Below are 18,539 nucleotides of genomic sequence, written 5' to 3'. Positions count from 1 at the left end.
GCGTGCCGGAGTATGAAGCGCACCGCACCGGCGGACGGAGCCACGTAGAGTTTTCCCAGGAGGCTGAGATGAATACATACACCACTGTGCCCAGCGGCGAACAGGTGGTCCAGGAACTGCCGTGGCGCTGGAAAGTGCAGGGCCGGATCTTCCTGATCGGCGGCCTGGGCTTTATGTTCGACGCCTGGGACGTCACGCTCAACGGCATCCTGATTCCGCTGCTGTCCACGCACTGGTCCCTCACCCCGGGCGAGGCCGCCTGGATCGGCGCCGCGAACCTGATCGGCATGGCCCTGGGCGCCTTCGTCTGGGGCACCATCGCCGACACCATCGGGCGCAAAAAGGCCTTCACCGCCACCCTGCTGATCTTCTCGCTCTTCACCGTGCTCGGGGCGTTCTCCCCAGACTTCCTCTGGTTCGTCGCGTTCCGCTTCATGGCCGGCTTCGGCCTGGGCGGCTGCATCCCGGTGGACTACGCGCTGGTGGGCGAATTCACGCCCCGCAAGCAGCGCGGCAAGGTCCTGACCGCAATGGACGGCTGGTGGCCGATCGGGGCCGCCCTGTGCGGGTTCGTGTCCGCCGGGCTGGTGGCCCTGTACGGGGACTGGCGGCTGACCATGCTCGTGATGGTCCTGCCGGCGCTGCTGGTGTTCTGGGTCCGCCGCAGCGTCCCCGAATCCCCGCTGTTCCTCATCCGCAAGGGCCGGCGGGACGAGGCCGCCAAGGTGATCGACGACCTCGTCGCGGCGACCGGGGCCGAGCCCCGCGCCTACAGCCTGCCCGAGGCGCAGGACGCCCCGCGGCTTTCCGCCGGCAGCGCCTGGACCCAGCTGCGCGCGCTCTGGCAGTACGACTGGAAGATCACGACGGCGGCCTGGTCACTGTTCTTCAGCATCCTGCTGATCTACTACCTGTCGCTGACCTGGATGCCGCGGATCCTGATCGGCGCCGGCTTCGAGGAGTACAAGGCGTTCCTCACCACCGCCTCGATGGCTGCCGTCGGGCTCCTGGGCGTGGTGCTCGCCGCGCTGCTGGTGGAACGGGTGGGCCGGAAGTGGATCCTGGCGATCACCGGCCCGCTGTCCGCGCTGACCCTGGTGATCGTGGCAATTGTGGTGGACATCCCGACGGCGGCCGTGTTCTGGCTGCTGGTCTTCGGCTTTGTGGTGCAGGTGGCCATCCCGGTGCTCTACGCCTATGTCTCCGAGCTGTATCCGACGGAGCTGCGCGGCTCGGGCTTCGGCTGGGCCTCCACCTTTTCCCGGCTCGGCGCGGGTTTCGGCCCGTTGGTGTTCGCCGCGTTCCTCTGGCCGGAGCTGGGACTTGCGACGTCGTTCGCCCTCGCCGGCGGGCTGGTGCTGCTCAGTGTGCTGTGGATGGCGTTCTTCGCCCCCGAAACGAAGCAGCGCCAGCTCGAATAGCCCCCTCCCCCGCGTATACCCAACTGACTCGCAGCAGGGGCCGTTCTCAGTGTTCAGAACGGCCCCTGCTGCGAGTCAGTTGGGTTGCCACCCGCGGCTGGCGAGAGCGGCGCTGACCTTGGCGACGGCGGCCCGCGCGTCGTTCTCCATGTGCCGTTTCGAGATACGAACCAGGATCCAGCCAGCACCGCTGAAGTCCTCTTCCCTGGCGATGTCGCGGATGACCTGGGCGGCCTCGGAATGCCCGGCGCCCTCGTACTCCACAGCAACCTGGTGCTCCGAATAGGCCAGATCCGGTTGACGCACGACGCCGTTGCGCAGGACCGCGCCCACGTTGAGTTCAGGCTCCGGCAGTCCCGCACGACACAGCGCGAGCCGAAGCCTCGTCTCGGGGGCCGAATCCGCACCGATCCGCGCCTGCTCCAAGGCGAGCCGCGCCTTGCGGATGCCTGGCGTCCCTTTGTGCCTGTCGAGCATCTCGGCGAGTTGCGCGGGACTGGCATAAGGCTCGGTCCGGCTTTCAAACGCTGGCCGAGGATGACGCAACAAGTGGTCCGCCACCACGGTCAGCTCGTCAATGCTCATCTTCCGGGCGCAGTCCAGCCATGTCCTGGTCCGAGTGGTGACCAGCACGCCGTCGATCCTGGTGATTTCGTCGTCGAAGAATTGCCCGACATGGCCAATCACTCCCCTGCGCCGCGCTATCGCCATCGTGTCCGGACGGGAAATGTGGATGCCGGGCGAATGCGAGCCCGGGAGGAAGCCCGGAAAGTCCCAGATCAGGAAGGCTGTCGCGTGGGAGGCAGCAGAGAATTGCGTCACAAGGGTGAGGGGCCGGGCATGGAGCTTCAATTCAACGGAGTGTTCAGATGGCAGCCGGATCCCGCGGCTCGGAACCTGCAGGGAACGATGTTTGAGTCGGCGGCGACTGACCCCGGCGTCCACTGCCTCCTGCACTGTAAACGGCGCCGAGCCTAGCGGCGCCGGAAGCGGCTGGGGTATCCTCATCGACCCATCGTCGCAAAGCAGAGGACGGCTTCGGAGAGTTATCCACAGGCCGAGGCCAGGGTGCCCAACTGACTCGCAGCAGGGGCCGTTCTGAGCCCTCAAAACGGCCCGTGCTGCCAGTCAGTTGGGTTGGAGTGCTACTTGGGCGGGGTGGTCAGGCCGGGGTGTGGGCAGCGGCGAGGGAAGCCAGCGTGGAGACCAGGAGCCGGCGCTCCACGACCTTGATCCGTTCGTGCAGGGACTCCTCGGTCTCGCCCTCGCCGACGGCCACGGCTTCCTGCGCAATGATCGGCCCGGTGTCCACGCCGGCGTCGGCCCAGTGCACCGTGCAGCCGGTGACCTTCACCCCGTAGGCCAGCGCGTCGCGGACCCCGTGGGCGCCGGGGAACGCCGGCAGCAGTGCCGGGTGGGTGTTCAGGTATTTGCCGCCGAACGCGTTGATGAAGTCCGCGCTGACGATCCGCATAAAGCCCGAGGACACCACGACGTCGGGCGAATACGTGGCCACGGCGTCGGTCAGCGCGGCGTTCCAGGCGGCCCGGTCCGGGTACGCTTTGAAGTCCACCACGAAGGTCGGGATTCCGGCGGCGGCCGAGCGCTCCACCCCGTGGGTTCCGGGCCGGTCCGCGCCGACGGCGGCGATCTCGACGTCGAGCCTGCCCGCCTGCACGGCGTCGATGACGGCCTGGAGGTTGGAGCCGGTGCCGGAGACGAGGACTACGATGCGCATGGTCCTAGCTTATGGGGCCGCTCGCGTAGGCTGGAAAACATGAATCCCCCGAACGACTCCGGCAGCCCGGGCAGCCAACCGCAAGGCCAGCATCCGCTCAGCGACGCGGCCAAGGCCTCGCAGGCGAAAACCCACATTCTGTTCCGCAGCTTCGTTGTGGCGGTGCTGGGGTCGTTCTTCGTTTACCAGCTGGACATCGGCTACCTCTGGCTCAGCGCGCTCCTGACGGTGACCGGGATCGTGCTGGGGATCATGGTGCTGGTCCGGTACGCCAAACTCAAGGAATCCAAGTTCGTGCTGTTCGGGACGATTTCCGGGCTGGTGGTCCTGGCCGTGCAGGTGCTGCTGCTAGTGACCTCGGCGCTGTTCTTCAACCAGGTCCGCGACTACCAGCAGTGCAGCCGCCAGGCCCTCACCCAGCAGGCCGCCTCGATGTGCCAGACCCAGCTGGAAAAGTCGTTGCCGCGGTTCCGCTAAACCGGAGTTCCGCTAGAACCAGCTTCGCTGCACACCGAGCCGGGTCACAGGGACGCCGGCTCCAGGTCCGCTTCGCGCAGCTTCTGCTGGCGTTCCAGCCACGGTCCCGCCGCGTAACCGATCACGACGCCGATCCCCACCTCCGCGGCCACGAACAGGGCCGTCCGGAGCGGGTCGGGGCCGATCTCCGTGAGCCGGCCGATGCCGGCGGAGCCGCGGGCCAGCCAGGCCAGGCCCGCAGCCAGCAGTCCGGCGACACAGCCGATCATCACGCCAAGCGCCAGCGTGGAGACCGCGGCGGTGAACCAGCGGGCGCGGATTTTGATCGAGAGCCACTCGTCGAAGTGGTTTTCCCCCTCGCGCAGGAACCACCAGCCGGCCAGGGTTCCGGCGAGGACGGGGACCACCAGCGCGACCATGCCGTAGTCCAGCGACCCGGCCGGCAGCGCCGCGAACACCGGGATCGACGGCAGCGGACCGACGGCGGTGCCGAGTGCCCCGGCCTGCGATCCGACGCCGAGGGCGAACCCCGCACCGGAGGTCCAGGCCAGCGCGAACACCGCCAGGTTGGGCAGGAAGCCGAGCTGCGCGATGGTGAGCACGGCACCCCCCAGGGGTCCGGCGTCGAGGGCTTCATAGACCGCGATCACGAGGTTCCAGTGGATGAACAAAGTGGCGGCGAGGAGCACGCAGGACATCGCCAGGCCGGCCATCAGCGCCACGAAGCCGGCTTTGATCGCGGACCCCAGGTAGGAGCCGGCCCAGCGCGAATGCTGGCTGGTGCGGGCAAGCCAGTCCACGGCGTCGACGCCGATCAGGCGGCTCCAGGAGCCGGCCTCGCGCCGGGCACCGATCACCATGCCGAGCCCGAACGGGACCAGCGGGACAAGGGCGGCGGACCAGAGGCCCACGCCGACGTCGTCCGTGCGGCAGACGAAGCCGGTGGTCAGGCCGAAGGCCGCGTACATCAGCCACGAACCGAGCAGTGCCTGCCAGAGCTGGTCCGTGTACGAGGCCCGGGCCAGCCGGCGGCCGGCACGCCAGGCGAGCAGGAACGGGATCAGGGTCAGGCCGAGTGGGGCGAGCGACAGCACGCCGGATTGCGGCTGGGCCGCGGAGCCGATACCGGCGGTGTCCAGCAGCAGCGGAACGCCGTGGATCAGCAGCCAGGCCTGGCCCGCGAGGCGTGCCAGCACGTCGGGCGCGCCGTTCAGGAAACCGGCGGTGGCCCAGACGGCGCAAATCGGAACGGCCACCACCAGGGCGGAGATGAGAGCTGCCTGCGCGGACTCCAGGGCTCCCTGCAGCCACAAGGGCATTGGAAGTCCACGTTCCCCGGTCTGATCAGCGCGCAGTTTCATCGTGTTCCATGGTGCCACGTGACGGCGTTCCGGCCCGTTCCGACAGGCACAACCAGCCCATTTCGCAGGAATTTTGCCCGCTTCCCGGGGGCCGGGAGTGGATTCAACTGCTGTCTTTTCCAGCGCTTTTTTCCCTACTCCGCCGTAAAATTGGAATGTCCGCAATCATTGGTTGGAGGCAGAAAAATGACTACCGCATCTCCACATGCACACGGCGTTCACTTCGGACGGACAGATGTCCAGAACGTCGGCATGGGTGTAGGTATCGTCCTTATCGTCGTGGGCATCCTGGGGTTCATCCCGGGCATCACCACGCAGTACGACTCATTGGCGATCGTTGGACCGAATTCCACGGCCCTGTTCCTGGGCGTGTTCCAGGTATCGATGCTGCTGAACATCATTCAGGCCCTCATCGGCACCATCGGCGTGGTGATGTCCCGGAACAACCCCATGGGCGCCCGGAACTTCCTGATGGGCTTTGGCCTGCTGTACATCGTCCTGAGCGTCTACGGGCTCATTGTCGGTGTGGGGTCGGCGGCCAATTTCCTGTCGCTGAATGTCATGGGTGCGTGGGGTTTTATGATCTTGGGCGTAGCAATGGTAGTCGCCGGCTGGCTGATGTCGAGGCATCTGGCTGACGACGCACAAACCCGGTAAGCAACAACCGGGACAAAGGGAGCCGCGAATGAGTACCGTTTCATAGCAATCCGAAAATTCGTACTACCTGCTGGTGCAGTCGCCTTGCGGAAACGCAGTGACTGCACCAGCTTTTTGTGTCCGGGGGCCTGGGTGGGGTTTGGGGCGTGAGGGTGGTGGGCTCGGGCGTTGGGGTGGCCGGGCTGGGGCTGGGGCGCCACCCATTCACCACGACTGGCCGCTATGACCCCACCAATAGCGGCCACTTGCGTCCAATTGCGGTTCGCGCGTCGCGGGACCCCGACTTACGACCACCCGTTAGCCACAAGTGGCCGCCATGAACCGCCGCACGCGCCCATTCAGCACGACTGGCCGCTATGAACCCACCAATAGCGGCCACTTGCGTCCAATTGCGGTTCGCAGGTCGCGGGACTCCGGCTTACGACCACCCATTCGCCATATGTGGCCGCCATGAACCGCCGCACGCGCCCATTCACCACGACTGGCCGCTATGAACCCACCAATAGCGGCCACTTGCGTCCAATTGCGGTTCGCGCGTCGCGGGACCCCGACTTACGACCACCCGTTAGCCACAAGTGGCCGCTATGAACCGCCCCGCCCCCGCCCGTTCGCCACAAGTGGCCGCCACGAACCGCCGCACGCGCCCATTCACCACGACTGGCCGCTATGAACCCACCAATAGCGGCCACTTGCGTCCAACTGCGGTTCCCGCGACGCGGGAACCCGACTTACGACCACCCGTTAGCCACAAGTGGCCGCTGGTGGAGGCCATCTACTACTCAGACGATGTTCCGGATGAGTGGGCCGACTACGTCCGGGCAAACGTGGAGTTCTTCAAGGGGCTCGGGTCACCGCAGGGCGGCTCGGCCCTCGGGAACCTCTGCCGCGACCATCCGGTGGTCGCGGCCGGGCCGGTGGCGGCCCGCTGACTTGTGGCCGCCCGGCTTACCATTCGCCATTAATGGCCGCTAAGCACCATCCACTCGCCACGAATGGCTGCCAAGCACCATCGCTTAGCGGCCATTCGCGTCCAACCGTTCACATGAGGCTGTGGCTAAAAGCGGACCAGGGAGTACGGCAGGCTCGGCAGGGTGCCCGCGGTCCAGGGTCGGTCCGACTTTTCCACCGGAACGTGCCCGCGGCCGTCGCGAACCACCAGCACCACGGTGCCAACAATGGCGATCACAGCCACTGCAGCCAGGATAATCAGCAGAACCACAACGGACCCGGACATGACCAACACCTCTAAGGTCAATCCTACTGCGGTCCGCTCCTGCGAGAATGGCCAGATGACCGCCATCATCCTGGGCTGGAACCCGGACCGCTGGAATGACTGGAACTACGCCAGCGTCGTTGACCGTGTCGCCGCGTCCGGGCTGCACGTCGAGCCGTGGAGCGTCGGGCACCGGAATATCAGCGCGGGCACGGACGTCTGGCTGTTGCTGCAGGGAGGTCACGGCCGGGGACTCATCGGCCATGGCGTCGTGGTTTCGCGGCAGCCCGGAGCCGGCCCGCACTCGATCGCCACAGACGAAGCTGCGCCGGACCAGACCATGCCGGACGAGACCCCGACGTACGTCCAGCTCGTCTTCGACGCCCTCCTGCCGGCCGGCGAGCAGATCGCCGTCGCCGTCCTCAAGGATGCGCTTCCCGGGATCCCGTGGGACAGCGATGATGCCCCCGTGCTGGGTGTTGAACCGGGCGAGGAAGCGCCGATCAGGGCCCTCTGGCACGACTTCGGCCCCCCGCCGGGCCCGGACCCCACCCGGCCCGGTCCCGGCACCTACCCGCAGGACGCGGTCACCCGGGTCGTGGTGAACCGTTACGAACAGGACCCCGATGCGCGGCGGGCCTGCATTGCGCACTTTGGCAGCAGTTGCGCGGCCTGCGGGTTTTCGTTCGAGCAAAAATACGGCGAGATCGGCATCGACTTCATCCCGGTGCACCACATCGTCCCGGCCTCCCAGCTCGGCGGCAGCTACGAACTTGATCCCATCACCGACCTCATCCCGCTCTGCGCCAACTGCCACGCGATGGCGCACCAGGGGGTGGGCACGCCACGGACCGTCGCCGAGCTGCGCCGGATCATCGGCAAAGCCGGTTTCCTCCGCGGATCCACCGTCACCGACGAACAGCTTGAGGCCCAGCGGCAGGCCCGGGAACTCCTGGGTCCGCAGTAGCACTTGGGTCCGCAAGTAGCCCTTGGCGGCGGCCCCTCTGTGCACCCGCCAGACACTCCACACGGAGGGACATGCCCATCCCTCGCGGCCGCGAAGGGACATATGGGGACTCTGTCCAGTCCTTGGCCCGGCCGGAGGGCATGTCCACGCGACGCTGAGGCCTACGCGGGCGCACTGGAGGGCATGTCCACGCGACGCTGAGGCCTACGCGGGCGCACTGGAGGGCATGTCCACGCGTCGGGGAGGCCCACGCGGGCGCACCGGAGGGCATGTCCACGCGTCGGGATAGCCTCCGCAGGCGCAGCGGAGGGCATGTCCACCGGACGACCCCGCAACGAAGTCCGGCCCAGCACCTCACCCGTCCTGTTAACCCACTCTTCCTCCCTCCGCCATACGCCTAACACCGCGCCGAAAGCCTGCCACCGCACCGTGGAGGGGTGAGGATCGCAATTGTTGCCGAGTCATTCCTGCCGCTGATGAATGGGGTAACCCACTCAATTCTTCGGGTCCTGGAGCATCTGCAGGAGCGCGGAGATGAGGTGCTGGTGATCGCGCCGTCCACGCAGGACGCGGGGGCCCCCGACGAGGTCTACGGGGCGCATGTCCACCGGCTGCCCTCGGTCCCGCTGGCCGGCTACGCGAACGTCCGGGTGGCGATGGGCGGTGTCTATCGGGTCAAGCGAATCCTTGCCGATTATGCACCGGACGTGGTCCACCTGGCCTCGCCGTTCGTGCTCGGCTGGCGCGCGGCACAGGCCGCACACCAGCTGGGGATCCCCACCATAGCCATCTACCAGACCGAGGTCCCGGGCTACGCCGGGCGTTATGGCGTCCCCTTCCTGGAGAACTGGGCCTGGACCCGGGTGGAGAACATCCACCTGCTTGCGTCCCGGACCCTCGCCCCCTCCAGTTTCGCGCTCAACCAGCTCCGCGGCCGCGGCATTCCGCGCGTCGAGATGTGGCGGCGTGGAGTGGACACCCAGCGGTTCTCCCCCGGCAAGCGCGACGCCGGATGGCGGGCCGCCGTCGCCCCGGCCGGCGAGCGCCTCATCGGCTACGTGGGCCGGCTCGCGGCCGAAAAACAGGTGCAGGACCTCGCGGTGCTGGCCGACGTCCCCGGCACCCGGCTGGTGATTGTGGGCGACGGCCCGCAGCGGCAGGCCCTTGAGGACGCCCTGCCGGACGCCGTGTTCACCGGTTTCCTCGGCGGCGAGGAGCTGGCCCGCGCGGTGGCGTCCTTCGACCTCTTCGTGCACCCCGGCGAGTTCGAGACGTTCTGCCAGACCATCCAGGAGGCGATGGCCTCGGGCGTGCCCGTGGTCGCCACGGGCCGCGGCGGCCCGCTGGACCTGGTCGAAAACTCCCGCACCGGCTGGCTGTATGAGCCCGGCGACCTGGCCGCGCTGCGGAACCACGTCGTGGACCTGATGGGCGACGACGCCAAACGCCGCGCGTTCGCGGCGGCGGCCCACGCTTCGGTCCAGGGCCGGACGTGGTCCGCCCTGGGCGCCGAGCTGGTCCAGCACTACGAGTCGGTCCTCGCCGCCCACGTCCCCGGTACAACCCCTCAAGGAGTCGCCCTGTGAGAATTTCCGTGATCGGCTGCGGTTACCTGGGGGCTGTGCACGCGGCCACCCTCGCCTCGATGGGCCACCGCGTGGTGGGGATCGACGTCGACGCCGCCAAGGTCGAGCAGCTCGGCCGTGGTGCGGCGCCCTTCTTTGAGCCGGGGTTGGACGAACTCCTGCGCGACGGCATCGCCACCGGCAGGCTCAGCTTCTCCACGGAATTCGCCGACGCCGCCCGCGCCCAGCTGCATTTCCTCTGCGTGGGCACACCGCAGTCCAAGACCTCCGACGGCGCCGACCTCAGTCACCTCGTCGCCGCCACGGAGGCGCTGCTCCCCCATCTGGCCGCACGCGCCGCCGTCGTGGGCAAGTCCACCGTCCCGGTCGGAACGGTGGACATGCTCAGCGGTCTCCTGTCGCCGCGGCCGGACGTGCTGCTGGGCTGGAACCCCGAATTCCTGCGCCAGGGCACTGCGGTCAAGGACTCCCTGGTCCCGGACCGGCTGGTCTACGGCGTCCCGGAGGACGGCGCCCCCGGAGACGGCCTCCCGGAAGGACCAGTCCCCGACGGCGGCTCCGCCACCACGAGCGCAACGAACACGAGCGCAACGATCACCACCACAACGAAAGCCGGCGCAGCGATCACCGCCGCCCTCGATGCCGTCTACGAGCCCTTGCTCGCCGCCGGGATTCCGCGCCTGGTCTGCAACTTCGCGACGGCGGAACTGATCAAGTCGGCGTCGAACGCGTACCTGGCCACGAAACTCAGTTTCATCAACGCCATGGCCGAGCTCTGCGACGCCACGGGCGCCGATGTGAAACAGCTGGGCGCGGCCATGGGCTTTGATCCCCGCATCGGCAGCCGGTACCTCCACGCCGGACTGGGGTTCGGCGGAGGCTGCCTGCCCAAGGACATCCGCTCCCTCCGGGTTCAGGCGGCGGGCCTGGGCGTGAATTCGGTGGATCAGTGGATGGCGGTGGTGGATTCCATCAACCAGGACCAGCGTTCCCGCACCGTCGGCCTGGCCCGGGAACTGTGCGGCGGCCAGCTCGGCGGCCGCCGGGTCACGGTGCTCGGCGCCGCCTTCAAACCGGACACGGACGACATCCGGGACTCCCCTGCCCTCGCCGTTGCCCTCCAGCTCGCGTCGGCCGGCGCCCATGTCACGGTGACGGACCCCGCCGCGATCAACAACGCCTGGCTCCGCTACCCGCAGCTGCGCTTCGAGCCGTCCACTTCCGTGGCCCTGGAAGGGGCGGAACTCGTGCTCCTGCTGACCGAGTGGGACGAGTACGCCTCGCTCCAGCCGGCCGTCGCCGGTGCGCTGGTCCGGCGCCGCACCCTGCTGGACGCCCGGAACGCTGTCGACGCTGCTGTCTGGGAAGCGGAAGGCTGGACGGTCCGCGGCCTGGGCCGGGGGCGCGCGACCGGCCCGCGCGGAGCCGCAGGACACCAGCTGGTTCCGGCCACACCTGCCACGGCTGAGGGAACCCGCCAACACGCCGGGCGCTGAAACCCGGCCGCTGAAACGCCGGGCGCAGGTGGCCAGATCCCCGCCGGGCACCCCTATGATTTCCCGCAGGGGAGGTCTCGAAAAAAAATGAACAACCGGTGGTCTCAAATTCGAACGGCAGTGGCACCGTGACGTCGCCCGCGCACCCGGCGCCCGGCGTCGAGGCGGTGCTGGAATCCAGCCCCGACGCCCTCCTCGTGATCGCCGGGGACGGCACCATCCGCCTGGTCAACGCCGCCGCGGAGCAGATGTTCGGCTATACCCGCGGGGAGCTCGTGGGCCAGGACCACCGCGTGCTGCTCGCCGAAGGGTTCCGCAGCGGCTTCCACCGCCTCTTCTTCGCCCTCCGCAGGGACCCCGACGCCGAATCCGGCACCGCCTCCGCTTCCCCGTCGGCCAGCCCTGCCCGCCCTCCTACCCCGGGGCTCCCGCCGGTCGAGGCCTACGGCCTGCGGCGCGACGGCACCGAGTTCCAGGCCGAGGTGGCGTGCTCGCTGCTGGTCGGGGACACCGCTGATGCGCCGGTCAGCATGGCCGCGGCCGTCCGCGACACCTCGCACCGGCTCGCCGCGGACGCGGGGCTCCGCGAGGCGCTGTCCCTGCTCAGCGCCACGCTGGAATCCACGGCCGACGGCATTCTCGTCGTCGCCGGCGACGGCCGGATCGCCAGCGTCAACAACCGGTTCACCTCCATGTGGGGCATCCCGCGGCAGCTGCTGGCCACCCAGGACGACGAGGCCGTGATGGGCTTCGTCCTGGACCAGCTGGTGGACCCCGCGCAGTTCGTCGAAAAAATCACCGCGCTCTACGCCGATCCGGCCGCGGAAAGCCACGACGTCCTGGCCTTCCGTGACGGCCGGACCTTCGAACGCTATTCCCGCCCGCAGAAGGTCGCGGACCGGGTCGTCGGGCGCGTTTGGAGTTTCCGCGACGTGACCCCGGCCCGGATCGCGCAGGACCGGATCACCCAGGCGATGGCCGATCTTGCCGAGCAGGCCGCCCAGCTCAAGGCCCTCGCGTTCCAGGACCCGCTGACCGGGCTGTCCAACCGGCAGCTCTTCAGTGACCACCTCGAGGCGGCCCTGCGCGGGCCCTGCGGCACCGCCGTCGACGTCCTGCTCCTGGACCTTGACGACTTCAAGGAAGTCAACGACATCCTGGGCCACCACGCCGGGGACCAGCTGCTGATCGAGGTCGGCCGGCGGCTGCGTGATTGTGTCCGCCCGAACGACGTCGTAGCACGCCTGGGCGGTGACGAATTCGTCGTGCTTCTGGTCGGCTCGCTGGATCCCGGCTCGGTTGCCGAGCGGATCGTCGCGTCCTTGAAGGTGCCCCTCTGGATCGACGGGACGATGCTCCGCCCGAGCCTCAGCCTGGGCCTGGCGTCCATCAACGAGGACGCTGTGGACGCCTCGGAGCTGATGCGCCGGGCCGACGTCGCGATGTACGCGGCGAAGGCTGCCGGGAAGAACCGGTACCTGCGGTTCCGGCCGGAGATGATGAAGAGCCTGGTCGAGCGGACGGAGCTGGAGGCCGGGCTGCGGCTGGCCGTGGACGCCGGCCAGATCACCGTGCACTACCAACCCATCGTCTCGACCCGGAGCGGCGTCGTCGTGACGGTTGAGGCGCTGGCCCGCTGGGAGCGCGACGGCGAAGTCGTCCCTCCCGCGCAGTTCATTCCGGCGGCGGAACGCAGCGGCCTGATCGTCGAAATGGGCACCGAGGTGCTGCTGAAGGGCTGCACCGAGCTGGAACCGTGGCTGGCGGAGGACCCCGCGAGGGCCCTCGCCGTCAACGTCTCCGGCGTGCAGCTGCAGCACGGAGACTTCGCCGAGCTGCTGCTGGCCGTCGCCCAGAACACCGGGGTGGACCCGCGGCAGCTGGTGGTGGAGGTCACCGAAAGTGTCTTCTTCGACGACGACTGCCACGTGATCCAGCAGCTCACCGCCCTCCGGAACGCCGGCGTGCGGGTCGCACTCGATGACTTCGGCACCGGGTTCTCGTCGCTGGGGCGGCTGCAGGGGCTCCCCGTTGACACCTTGAAAATCGACCAGTCGTTCACGTCCATGATCCACGCCGGCGACGAGAACTTGCCGATCCTCAGCTGCATGGTCGCCATGGCCCACGGCCTGGGCCTGAGCGTCACGGCCGAAGGCGTCGAGACGGCAGTGCAGGCCGAATACCTGATGAAACTGGGCTGCGATTCGCTGCAGGGCTTCCTGTTCTCCCGCCCGACAGCCGGGCCCGGGCTGCGGTCCGGCATTGCGCTGTCCAACGACGCGTTCGCCGCGCTGCGGGGAGAGCGGGTGTCCGGGCCGCGGTGACCCGGCACAGTCCGTTGCGGGGGTACTCACCCGGGGCCCGCGGACCCTATGATTCAGGGAACGCAGTGTGTCCGCGGCGCCGCCCGGACAGTCATCAACACATCAACCGTTGCTTTGGGGGCCGGTATCGCCGTGGGACCAGGGATTGAAGAGAGCCTGCTGGAGCAGGGTCCCGATGCGTTCTTGCTGCTGGCCGCGGACGGAACCATCGTCTTCGTCAACGCGGCCGCCGAGCGCCTCTTTGGCTACCCGCGCGAACAGCTGCTCGGCGCGGAGCACACCATTCTGCTTTCGGAGGACGAGCGGGGCGGCTTCCTGCGGGTCTTCGGCCGGCTGGGCCGCGGCAGCCTGGCCGGCGGCCGGCCGTTCGCGGCGGCAGGCCGCCGTCGTGACGGCAGCGAACTGTCGCTGGAGGTCACCTGCTCGCTGGTCACGGTCGGCGCCGGCCCCGCCATGGCGGTGGCCATCAGGGACGGCAGCCACCGGGAGGACACGGATTCGGGCCGGCGCCTGGCCGTCTCGCTCCTGGATGCCACCCTGGAATCCACCGGCGACGGGATTCTGGTCATCTCCAATGAAGGACTCATCACCGGGATCAACGACCAGTACCTGAAGTTGTGGGGCATGCCGCCCGAGCTGATCGCGGCAGAGGACCCGACGGCGCTGGTCACCTTCATCTCCCGGCAGCTGCTGGATCCGGACAACTTCCTGCAGAAAGTCACGGAGCTCTACTTTCGCAATGACCGGCAGAGCCTCGACGTGCTGGAATTCAAGGACGGCCGCACGGTGGAGCTCAACTCCCGGCCGCAGAAGGTCGCCGACACGACCGTGGGGAGGATCTGGAACTTCCGCGACATCACCCCGACGCAGCGCGCCCGCGACCAGGCCCGCCGCGCCCTGGCGGAACTCGCCGAGCAGGCGGACAAACTCAAGGAACTCGCGTTCCAGGACCCGCTGACCGGACTGGCCAACCGGATACTCTTCACGGAACGCGTCGCGGCCGCGCTGCTGACCCGCGATCCGGTGCATGTGCTGCTGCTGGATCTGGATGACTTCAAGGAAGTCAACGACATTCTGGGCCACCACGCCGGGGACGAGATGCTGGTGGAGATTGCGGGCCGGCTGCAGCGGTGCGTCGGGCCGCACGGCACCGTGGCCAGGCTCGGCGGGGATGAGTTTGTGGTTCTGCTGGTGGGCTGCAACGATTCCGACGCCGTGGCCCAGCGGATCGTGGCCACCCTGAACGCCCCGTTCTCCATCGAGGGCACCCTGCTGCGGCCGGGCCTCAGCCTGGGGGTAGCCTCACGCAGCGCCGGGGCCATAACGTCCTCGGAGCTGTTGCGGCAGGCGGACCTGGCCATGTATGCCGCCAAGGAAGCCGGCAAGAACTGCTATCTGCACTTCCGGCCGCAGATGCTGGCCGAGCTGCTGGCGCGGACCCAGCTGACGGCCGGGCTGAGGCGGGCCGTGGAACTGGGGCAGATCATGGTGCATTACCAGCCCGTGGTGTCCACCGAACTGCTGGAGGTGGTGCAGTTCGAGGCCCTGGCCCGCTGGCAGTTCGAGGGGAAACTGATTCCCCCGGACGAGTTCATCAGGATTGCGGAGCGCAGCGGCCTGATCCGGGACATCGGCGCGGAGGTGCTCCGCCGCAGCTGCGCCGAGCTGCAGCCCTGGCTTGCGGAGGACCCGGCCCGGACCCTGGCGGTGAACGTTTCCGGCGTGCAGCTGCTGCACCGGGACTTCGCCGAACGCGTCCTGGACATTGCGGCGTGCGGCGACGTGGATCCGCACCAGCTGGTGCTGGAAGTGACGGAAAGTGTGTTCTTCGACCCCCGTTCCCACGTCATCGCCCAGCTCGAGGGCCTGCGCGCGGCCGGGGTCCGGGTGGCCCTGGACGACTTCGGCACCGGGTACTCCTCGCTGGGCCGTTTGCAGGAGCTCCCGGTGGATATCGTCAAGATCGACAAGTCCTTCGTGTCGCTGCTGCACACCGGGGCGGAGAAGCTGCCGATCCTGACCTCGATGATCCACATGGCCCGCAGCCTGGGCCTGAAGGTCACGGCCGAGGGCATTGAAACCCCGGAGCAGGCCCACTACCTGATCGCCCACGGCTGCGACGCCCTGCAGGGTTTCCTCTTTTCCCGTCCGGAGCCGGACGACCGCCGGGAGCTGGGCATCCGCCACACGGCCGCCGCCGTGGCGGCGCTGGCCGGCGCTTCCCGTCCGGGATAGCCGCAGCCCACGGCTGACGCGATTTTTTGGGCGCGGCATGATGCACATCACACGGCACGCGGCAACTGGGCCTATGCTTCAGGGAGTGCAGCCCGCCTTGTTCTCCGCAGCGGCGGCTGCCTTTTCGTATCCATCGGCGTGGGGGCTGGCAGAAATCATGGACTCAGGACTCGCAGAAGTGCTGCTGGAGCACGGCCCGGACCCGTTGCTGCTGCTCGATCCGGACGGGTCGATTTCCTTCCTGAACACCGCCGCGGAGGAACTCTTCGGCTCCTCCCGGTCACAGCTGCTGGGCACCGACCCCGGACTGCTCGTGGCCGAGGCCTGCCGTGCGGACTTCCGCTCCCTGCTCGCCGCGCTCCTCACCGGGCCGGGCAGCCCGACGCCCCGCCCCGGACAGCCCCGCCCCGCCCGGTCCTTCGCCGGGCCCTTCGCCGGTTCGGGCCGACGCGCTGACGGCACCGAAATCCCGGTGGACATCACCTGTTGGACGCTGCCGGCCAGCGCCGTGCCTGGCCGGTCCGCGCCTTCCGTCGCGCTCTCCGTCCGCAACGCCGGCCGCTGCCGGGAACCGTCTGGAACCCGCCCGTACGACGCCGGCACAACAGCGGGCGGGGCGGCGCCCCGCCGTCGTACCCCGGCTGCGCCCGAAGCCGTTCCCGAGTCCGTTCCCGGCGCCGTTACCGAACACGACGACGAACTCCGGGCCGGGGTCCTGCGGGATGCCTTGACCGGGCTGCCCAACGGCACGCTGTTTAACGAGCGCCTGGCCGCGGCGCTCCGCCGTCCGGACCCGGTAGATGTGCTGCTGCTGAGCCTGGACGACTTCACGCACCTGAGCGGGAGGCTGGGCCGGTCCGCCACGGACGAGCTGCTGGTGGAGCTGGCGCGCCGGCTGCGCAACTGCGTGCGGCCGCATGACACCGTGGCCCGCCTCGGCGGCAACGAATTCGTGGTGCTGCTGACCGAATGCCTCAACGCAGATGTGGTGGCCACGCGGATCACCGCATCACTGCAGGAGCCGCTGCGCGTCGGCGGCTCCGTGGTCCGGCCCGGCCTGAGCATGGGGCTCGCCTCGCGGACCGGCGGGACGCTCGACGGCGCGGAGCTGCTGCGGCAGGCCGATGCGGCCATGACCGCGGCGACGACGGCGGCCGGCGCAACCGGCAGGTGGCAACGCTTCCGCCCGGAAATGCTGGGCCCGCACGCCGCTGGAGCCGACGGCGGGACCGGGCTCCGGCGGGCGGTGGAACTGGGGCAGATTTCGGTGCACTACCAGCCCGTGGTGTCCACCGGGCCCGGGGCCGTCGTGCAGTTCGAGGCGTTTGCACGCTGGGAAGACCACGGCCGGACGGCGCGGCCCCAGGAATTCCTGCCGGCCGCCGAGCAGGGTGGCCTGATCCCCGAGATCGGCGACGAGGTCCTGCGCCGTGCCTGCACGGAAATGCGGCCCTGGCTGGCCGGCAGCCCCGCGTGCAGCGTCGCGGTGAACGTGTCGGCCCTGCAGTTGCGGCAACGGGACTTCGCCGCCGGTGTGCTGGCGATCGTGGCGTCCGCCGGCGTGGATCCACGCCAGCTGGTGCTGGATCTGACCGCGAGTGTTTTCTTCGACGCCGGCTCGGACGTGTTGCGCCAGTTGCGCAGTGTGCGGGAGGCCGGGGTGCGGATCGCGATGGACTGCTTCGGCCCTGCCTACTCCGCCCTGGACCGGCTGGCGGGCCTGCCGCTAGACAAGGTCAAGATCGACAGCTCCCTGGTGGCGCTGATTCAGACTGGCGAGGAACAGCTGCCGTACTTCGGCACCGTGATCAACGCCGCCCATGCCCTGGGCCTGAAGGTCACGGCCGAGGGCATCGAGACACCGGCCCAGGCCCGCTACCTGCTGCACCGCGGCTGCGACTCCCTGCAGGGCTACCTGTTCGCCAGGCCGGCCCCGGCCGGCGAGCTGGCCGGGATGATGGAAAGCGCGCTGGCCGCGATCGGCACACTCGACGCCGGCCGGTAGCACCGTTTCCGGTTACTGCCGGGGATCGAGCTCGCCGAGCTCCGCGCCCACCATGGCGGCGCTGCGCTCCCACAACCCACGCGCCAGTTCCGGGTCGTACGCCTGCTTGTTCGCCTTCGCCAGGGCCCGCTTGGCGTAGTAGGCGCCGGAGATCCAGTCCCGCCCCGGGGTGGCGGTGGCGAGCCAGACCAGGGTGTCCGCGCCCTGTTCGGGGCTCAGCATGAACCTGCTGAGGAAACTGCGGTAGAGGAACCGGAACGGACTGGTGGTGTCCGCGGCGAAATTGGTGGCCACGACGCCGGGATGGAATGCGGCCGTGGAGATCCCCGCCGCCTGGTAGCGGTTGTTCAGCTCCGCGGTGAAGAGGATGTTCTCGAGTTTGGCGTTGCCGTATGCCAGGTTGGCAGAGTACTTGGTGGCCGTCTCGAGGTCGTTGAGGTCCAGCTTGCCATACAGCGAGTTCGCCGCGCTGGAGGTGTTGATGACGGTCGCACGGCTGGCGGCGAGGACGTCCAGCAGCTCGGTGGTGAGCAGGAACGGGGCCAGGTGGTTGATCTGGAAGGTCGACTCGTGCCCGTCCACGGTGAGCCGGCGCTGGCCCATGATGCCGCCGGCGTTATTGGCCAGGACATCGATCCGCGGGTACTTCTCCCGCAGCTGTGCGGCGAGTTGGCGCACCTGTGCCAGTTCCGCAAAGTCGCTGACGAAGTAGTCCGCGCCGATCTCTTCCGCGACCTTCGCGGTCTTCTCGGCCGAACGCCCGACGACGACGACGACCCGCTCCCCCAGCTTGCTGAGCGTCCGCGCGGCAGACGCACCGATGCCGTCGCTGGCCCCGGTGATAACGATGGTCCGTGCGGTCATGAACGTGTCCTTTGGGGGAAGCGGTTACTGGGCTTGTCGAAATTGAGCCTACCGAACCTCAACGCCGCCGGGACGGCCAACGTTCCGTATGTGGATTTCGGGTTAAATGCGGGAGGACCCCCAACGTGGTTGGGGGTCCTCGACCGTGTAATGATGTTCCGGCGGTGACCTACTCTCCCACACCCTCCCGGGTGC

Annotated in this window: 14 protein-coding genes and 1 pseudogene; 10 read left to right on the top strand and 5 right to left on the bottom strand. The window is 68.6% G+C overall.

The features are described 5' to 3' along the window. The first annotated feature begins 68 nt into the window (after window positions 1-68). Window positions 69-1,421, top strand: a complete 1,353-nt coding sequence (locus J2X01_RS02260; RefSeq protein ID WP_310050252.1) for an MFS transporter — start codon at window positions 69-71, stop codon at window positions 1,419-1,421. A 75-nt stretch (window positions 1,422-1,496) separates the two neighbouring features. Here the strand turns inward: J2X01_RS02260 and J2X01_RS02255 are convergent, their stop codons facing one another. Together J2X01_RS02255 and purN are read right to left on the bottom strand one after the other, a co-directional pair. Continuing rightward, window positions 1,497-2,243 carry a hypothetical protein gene (locus J2X01_RS02255; RefSeq protein WP_310050249.1) on the bottom strand — a complete coding sequence of 249 codons (747 nt, stop codon included), beginning with the start codon at window positions 2,241-2,243 and terminating at the stop codon, window positions 1,497-1,499. Between the two features lie 340 nt (window positions 2,244-2,583). Continuing rightward, window positions 2,584-3,159, bottom strand: coding sequence for a phosphoribosylglycinamide formyltransferase (gene purN / locus J2X01_RS02250; protein WP_310050248.1), 576 nt, complete (start codon window positions 3,157-3,159; stop codon window positions 2,584-2,586). A 39-nt stretch (window positions 3,160-3,198) separates the two neighbouring features. Between purN and J2X01_RS02245 the strand changes: the two genes are divergently transcribed. Further along, entirely contained in the window at window positions 3,199-3,636 is a 438-nt protein-coding gene (locus J2X01_RS02245; protein ID WP_310050246.1) for a hypothetical protein, read from the top strand. Between the two features lie 44 nt (window positions 3,637-3,680). On the opposite strand, the gene J2X01_RS02240 is transcribed toward J2X01_RS02245, so the two are convergent. Continuing rightward, a complete protein-coding gene (locus tag J2X01_RS02240) occupies window positions 3,681-4,997 on the bottom strand; it encodes a cell division protein PerM (protein WP_310050244.1) in 1,317 nt (438 codons plus the stop codon). Between the two features lie 186 nt (window positions 4,998-5,183). Here J2X01_RS02240 and J2X01_RS02235 point away from each other — a divergent pair, with 186 nt between their 5' ends. Both J2X01_RS02235 and J2X01_RS02230 read left to right on the top strand, forming a co-directional pair. After that, on the top strand, window positions 5,184-5,654 hold the full coding sequence (locus tag J2X01_RS02235; protein ID WP_310050242.1) for a DUF4383 domain-containing protein: 471 nt from the start codon (window positions 5,184-5,186) through the stop codon (window positions 5,652-5,654). A gap of 761 nt (window positions 5,655-6,415) precedes the next feature. Then, a pseudogene (locus J2X01_RS02230) lies at window positions 6,416-6,583 on the top strand (ferredoxin); the annotation flags it as partial. A 125-nt stretch (window positions 6,584-6,708) separates the two neighbouring features. On the opposite strand, the gene J2X01_RS02225 reads toward J2X01_RS02230, so the two are convergent. Further along, window positions 6,709-6,888: a hypothetical protein gene (locus tag J2X01_RS02225; RefSeq protein WP_310050240.1), complete on the bottom strand. Its 180-nt coding sequence runs from the start codon at window positions 6,886-6,888 to the stop codon at window positions 6,709-6,711. Here J2X01_RS02225 and J2X01_RS02220 point away from each other — a divergent pair. From J2X01_RS02220 to J2X01_RS02195, 6 genes are all read left to right on the top strand, one after another. Then, window positions 6,887-7,834 (top strand): HNH endonuclease, encoded by a 948-nt coding sequence (locus tag J2X01_RS02220; protein ID WP_310050238.1) that lies wholly within the window; start codon window positions 6,887-6,889, stop codon window positions 7,832-7,834. The two genes, J2X01_RS02225 and J2X01_RS02220, sit on opposite strands and share 2 nt — an antisense overlap. Window positions 7,835-8,271: 437 nt before the next feature. Next, a complete protein-coding gene (locus J2X01_RS02215) occupies window positions 8,272-9,420 on the top strand; it encodes a glycosyltransferase family 4 protein (protein WP_310050236.1) in 1,149 nt (382 codons plus the stop codon). Further along, a complete protein-coding gene (locus J2X01_RS02210) occupies window positions 9,417-10,916 on the top strand; it encodes a UDP-glucose dehydrogenase family protein (protein ID WP_310050234.1) in 1,500 nt (499 codons plus the stop codon). Before J2X01_RS02215 ends, J2X01_RS02210 begins: the two co-directional genes overlap by 4 nt. Window positions 10,917-11,044: 128 nt before the next feature. Further along, window positions 11,045-13,240 (top strand): EAL domain-containing protein, encoded by a 2,196-nt coding sequence (locus J2X01_RS02205; protein WP_374724927.1) that lies wholly within the window; start codon window positions 11,045-11,047, stop codon window positions 13,238-13,240. Between the two features lie 48 nt (window positions 13,241-13,288). Beyond that, window positions 13,289-15,475, top strand: a complete 2,187-nt coding sequence (locus J2X01_RS02200; protein WP_310050228.1) for a putative bifunctional diguanylate cyclase/phosphodiesterase — start codon at window positions 13,289-13,291, stop codon at window positions 15,473-15,475. Between the two features lie 157 nt (window positions 15,476-15,632). Further along, window positions 15,633-17,480 carry a putative bifunctional diguanylate cyclase/phosphodiesterase gene (locus J2X01_RS02195; protein WP_310050227.1) on the top strand — a complete coding sequence of 616 codons (1,848 nt, stop codon included), beginning with the start codon at window positions 15,633-15,635 and terminating at the stop codon, window positions 17,478-17,480. A gap of 12 nt (window positions 17,481-17,492) precedes the next feature. Here J2X01_RS02195 and J2X01_RS02190 read toward each other — a convergent pair whose 3' ends face one another. Then, window positions 17,493-18,344 carry an SDR family NAD(P)-dependent oxidoreductase gene (locus tag J2X01_RS02190; protein WP_310050225.1) on the bottom strand — a complete coding sequence of 284 codons (852 nt, stop codon included), beginning with the start codon at window positions 18,342-18,344 and terminating at the stop codon, window positions 17,493-17,495. Window positions 18,345-18,539: the final 195 nt, after the last annotated feature.

The sequence above is a fragment of the Arthrobacter ginsengisoli genome, from assembly GCF_031456935.1.
Lineage (GTDB): Bacteria > Actinomycetota > Actinomycetes > Actinomycetales > Micrococcaceae > Arthrobacter > Arthrobacter ginsengisoli.
This window is presented reverse-complemented; position numbering and strand designations above follow the sequence as displayed.

Coding starts and splice junctions, on each gene's coding strand:
- J2X01_RS02260 (WP_310050252.1), top strand. CDS start 69: ATGAATACATACACCACTGTGCCCAGCGGCGAACAGGTGGTCCAGGAA.
- purN (WP_310050248.1), bottom strand. CDS start 3,159: ATGCGCATCGTAGTCCTCGTCTCCGGCACCGGCTCCAACCTCCAGGCC.
- J2X01_RS02245 (WP_310050246.1), top strand. CDS start 3,199: ATGAATCCCCCGAACGACTCCGGCAGCCCGGGCAGCCAACCGCAAGGC.
- J2X01_RS02240 (WP_310050244.1), bottom strand. CDS start 4,997: ATGAAACTGCGCGCTGATCAGACCGGGGAACGTGGACTTCCAATGCCC.
- J2X01_RS02235 (WP_310050242.1), top strand. CDS start 5,184: ATGACTACCGCATCTCCACATGCACACGGCGTTCACTTCGGACGGACA.
- J2X01_RS02220 (WP_310050238.1), top strand. CDS start 6,887: ATGACCAACACCTCTAAGGTCAATCCTACTGCGGTCCGCTCCTGCGAG.
- J2X01_RS02225 (WP_310050240.1), bottom strand. CDS start 6,888: ATGTCCGGGTCCGTTGTGGTTCTGCTGATTATCCTGGCTGCAGTGGCT.
- J2X01_RS02200 (WP_310050228.1), top strand. CDS start 13,289: ATGATTCAGGGAACGCAGTGTGTCCGCGGCGCCGCCCGGACAGTCATC.
- J2X01_RS02195 (WP_310050227.1), top strand. CDS start 15,633: ATGGACTCAGGACTCGCAGAAGTGCTGCTGGAGCACGGCCCGGACCCG.
- J2X01_RS02190 (WP_310050225.1), bottom strand. CDS start 18,344: ATGACCGCACGGACCATCGTTATCACCGGGGCCAGCGACGGCATCGGT.